Below are 3,482 nucleotides of genomic sequence, written 5' to 3'. Positions count from 1 at the left end.
CCTCCGGCCCCCCCCCCGCGCGCGGCGGTCCCCGCCGCCCCCGCCCCCCCCGCCGGCCCGGCCGGCGCACCGCCGACCCGGGTGGTCCCGGCGGTCGCCGCGGTCTCCTCCGTGCCCGAGCCGCCCGCGTGGGCCGCGCCGGTCGTCCACCCGCCGCCGCGCGGCGGAGAGGAGCGGTACGCCCCATGAACACCGTCAGCCAGGTCTTCGCCATGCTCGCCGCCGCCGTCCACATCATCGCGTGGCCGCTGGAGAGCTTCCTGTACGGGCACCCGCGCGTGCGCTTCCTGCTCACCGGCAGCACGGCGGACGCCCCGGAGGTGCGGGTGTGGCGCTTCAACGTCGGCTTCTACAACCTGTTCCTCGCGCTGGGCCTGGTCGCGGGGCTGGTCCTGCTGCACACCCGGCACGACACCGCCGGTCGGGCGATGATCACCTACGTCAGCACCTTCATGATCGCCGGCGGGGTCATCCTGTTCGTCTCGGAACCCAAGGTCTGGCGCGGCGCCCTCGCCCAGGCGCTGCCCCCGGTGGTGGTCCTGCTGGCCGAGGCGTTCTGAGGCCCCGATCTGAGGCCCCGACCGGTCACACGCTTCAGCCCTCTTCCGGCACCTCACCCCGGCGTCCGACGCGCGCCGCGAGCAGCGCGCCGAGAGCACCGGCCAGCAGTCCCCAGCCGGCCGCCAGGGGCACGGCCGTCCACAGGTACGGGTGGAGCGTGAGGCTGCCGTTGCCGAGCCCGGCCAGGGGGCCGCCCGCACTGCCGAGGACGGACCCCAGGAGGCCGCCGAGCCCGCTGTCCCCCACGCCGACGCCGAGCACGGACAGCCCGTAGTCGGCGTCCACCCGGGTCCACGCCCCGATCAGGGCGACCGCCACGGCCGTGGCCAGCGCCAGCCGGACGGCGTGCTGCCACAGCGGGACGGTCCTCGGCGAGCGGTAGGCCGCGAGGAAGCCGGCCGCGAGCAGCAGGACGGCGGCGATCGGCAGCAGCCACCAGCTGCGCGCGTCCTGGTCGGCGAGGGTGCCGAGGCTCACCGTCGCCTCGTGGCCCTCCGGTGCGCGCAGCACGTCGGCGAGCGGCTTGGGCACCGGCAGGCCGAGGGCCCCGGAGAGCCGGCCGTGCCACTCGGCGCCGAGCCCGACGCCGAACGCCAGCCACCCGAGGTTCGGCAGGGCGAGCAGCACGACCGCCATCGTCTGCCGCCCGTTGCCGTGCGCGAGCGCCGTCACCACGCCCGCCACCACGCCGATCGCGACGTACCCGAGCAGCACCGTCCAGAGCGCGAACGCGGCCGGGCGCACGGCCTGTTGGTAGGGCAGCAGCGCGCGCGGCAGCGGCGCCCGCCGGGACACCGCGAACGTGCCCGCGAGCACCACGAGCAGCCACGCAAGCCCGATCCCGACGGTGGTCGGCCCGTCCGCGTGGAAGCCCACCTCGGGGGTCAGGCCGAGCGCGTTGCCGATGGCCTGCTCGATGCCGCCGCCGAGCGGGACGGTGAAGGTGTGCGAGGCGCCGAGGGTGAGCAGGACCAGGGCGAGCAGCCAGAGCACCACCGTCCGCACGATCCGGCCGAGCAACTCGTTGCCGCCGGTCACCGCGCGGAAGCGCAGTTGACGCAGGAACACCTCGGCCATCACCACCGCGCCGGCAAGCCCGACGGACAGCGGCATCGCGCTGATCCCGGCGTCCACGGCGGCGAACTGACCGGCCCCGCCGTCCAGTTGGACGGACCCGCCGACGGCCAGCGCCACCGTGGCGGCGAGCACCGACGGGAACCCGCCGCCCGGGAGGTCGTCCGCGCCGGCCAGCCAGAGGCCGAGCGCGGCCACCGCCGCCATCGCGGCGAGCCCGGCCACGACGACGGCGAGCGCGTCCAGCCACCCGCGCACGGCGCCGGGCGCTCCGGCGGGGGCGGTCGCGGCCTGCTGCATGTCGCCTCCTGCTGTTCCTGCGGGTGCCGGACGGGTTCCGGTGTGCCGGACGGGTTCCGGGTCTGCCGGACGGCTTCCAGCCTGGCCGAAGCGGCGTCGGCACGCGCGGCGACGGTGCGCGTGCCCGCTGTTGCGACATCCGGGGCACGGGGGGAGAAATGGAACCCAGCGGCAGAAGCGTTCCCCGCCGGCCCTCTGCGCCGGCCGCCTACGAAACGGAGCCGCCATGAGTTCCCAACCCCCTCCCTCCGGCCCGCCCGTCGGCCCCCCGTCCGGCCCGCTCTCGGGCGGCGGCGCGGCCGGCCCGCCCTCCGTCCCGCCACCGCCCTCCGGGCCGCCGGGACAGTCCGGACCGCCCACCGGCGGCCCAGGGCGCGGGCCTCGCCGTCCGTGGTGGCGCTCCGGACGCGGCATCGCGGTGGGCGCGGGGGTGCTGGCGGCGGCCGTGGTGGCCACCGTGCTGGTCGTGAACAACCAGAGCGGCGGCAGCAAGAACGAGATGGTGCCGACCGCCAACGAGGTCGCGCTGCAGGCGCCGGCCGACTCGGGCCCCGACCCGTTCACCCAATCGGTGGAAACCACCCCGGTGAGCGCCCCGGCCCCCGCCCCGGTGACCTCCCCCGCGCAGCAGCCCGGCCACAGCGCCTCGCCGGCCGCCCTCCACAGCGTGCAGGGGACGTCGAGCGGGGTCTACGGCGGGACGATGTCCAAGCCGAGCTGCGACACCGAGCGACTGATCGCGATGGTCTCGACCGGCGACGTCGGCCGGGCCTGGGCGTCGGCCGCAGGCATCGACCAGGGCGCGATCCCGTCCTACCTGCGCTCGCTCACCTCGGCGTACCTGCGCGTGGACACCCGGGTGACCAACCACAACTACAAGAGCGGCGTGGTGACGGAGTACCAGTCCGCGCTCCAGGCCGGCACCGCCGTCCTGGTGGACGCGCAGGGCGTGCCCCGGGTGCGCTGCTCGTGCGGCAACCCGCTGAAGGCGCCGGTGCTGGTGGCCAACGCCAAGTACATCGGCAGGCCCTGGCAGGGCTTCGAGCCGACCACACTGATCATCGTCGTGCCGGCGCCGCAGCCGGTGACCGAGATCATCCTGGTCAACATCCAGACGGGCGGCTGGTTCTCCCGTGTGACCGGACGGCTCGAAGTGATCGACCGGCCCGTGGGGCCGCCGAGGGAGCCGCTGGTGCCGTGGATCCCGCCGCCCACGCCGTGGCGGCCGGGCACGCCGTCGGGGACAGCCTCGACATCGGCCTCGGGGACCACGACGTCGGGTTCGACGACCTCGGGCTCCACGACCTCGGGTTCGACGACGTCCGGCTCCACGACGTCCGGCTCCACGACGTCGGGTTCGACCACCTCCGGCTCCACGACGTCGGGCTCGACCACCTCCGGGTCCACGACGTCCGGGTCCACGACGTCCGGCTCGACCACGTCGGGCTCCACGACCTCCGGCTCGACCACCTCGTCGGGCGGGCCGTCGTCCTCCTCGGGCAGCCCGCCCGAAACGAAGGCGACGGCGACGGCGACCACCACCTCCC

At 75.8% G+C, this 3,482-nt stretch carries 4 protein-coding genes; 3 read left to right on the top strand and 1 reads right to left on the bottom strand.

Translation table 11 applies throughout. The annotated features are described in order from the left end of the window. Nucleotides 1–189 (top strand): hypothetical protein (locus tag ACFV4F_RS42880; protein ID WP_380511375.1); only part of this gene is annotated, 189 nt, incomplete at its 5' end. Further along, entirely contained in the window at nucleotides 186–560 is a 375-nt protein-coding gene (locus ACFV4F_RS42875) for a DUF1304 domain-containing protein (RefSeq protein ID WP_380439894.1), read from the top strand. The genes ACFV4F_RS42880 and ACFV4F_RS42875, both read left to right, overlap by 4 nt. Nucleotides 561–594: 34 nt before the next feature. Here the strand turns inward: ACFV4F_RS42875 and ACFV4F_RS42870 are convergent, their stop codons facing one another. Beyond that, nucleotides 595–1,935 (bottom strand): streptophobe family protein, encoded by a 1,341-nt coding sequence (locus tag ACFV4F_RS42870; protein WP_380511372.1) that lies wholly within the window; start codon nucleotides 1,933–1,935, stop codon nucleotides 595–597. 226 nt (nucleotides 1,936–2,161) lie between these two features. On the opposite strand from ACFV4F_RS42870, the gene ACFV4F_RS42865 reads away from it, so the two are divergent. Beyond that, nucleotides 2,162–3,482, top strand: a 1,321-nt coding sequence (locus ACFV4F_RS42865; protein WP_380511369.1) for a DUF6777 domain-containing protein, incomplete at its 3' end; no start/stop codon positions are given.

This window comes from Kitasatospora sp. NPDC059722 (assembly GCF_042733235.1).
In the GTDB taxonomy this organism is placed as follows: domain Bacteria; phylum Actinomycetota; class Actinomycetes; order Streptomycetales; family Streptomycetaceae; genus Kitasatospora.
Note: the sequence above shows the minus strand (reverse complement) of the source record. Positions and strands in the feature narration are given on the sequence as shown.

Bases quoted from the DNA above. Each gene is read 5' to 3' on its own strand.
- ACFV4F_RS42875 (WP_380439894.1), top strand. From the start codon at position 186: ATGAACACCGTCAGCCAGGTCTTCGCCATGCTCGCCGCCGCCGTCCAC.
- ACFV4F_RS42870 (WP_380511372.1), bottom strand. From the start codon at position 1,935: ATGCAGCAGGCCGCGACCGCCCCCGCCGGAGCGCCCGGCGCCGTGCGC.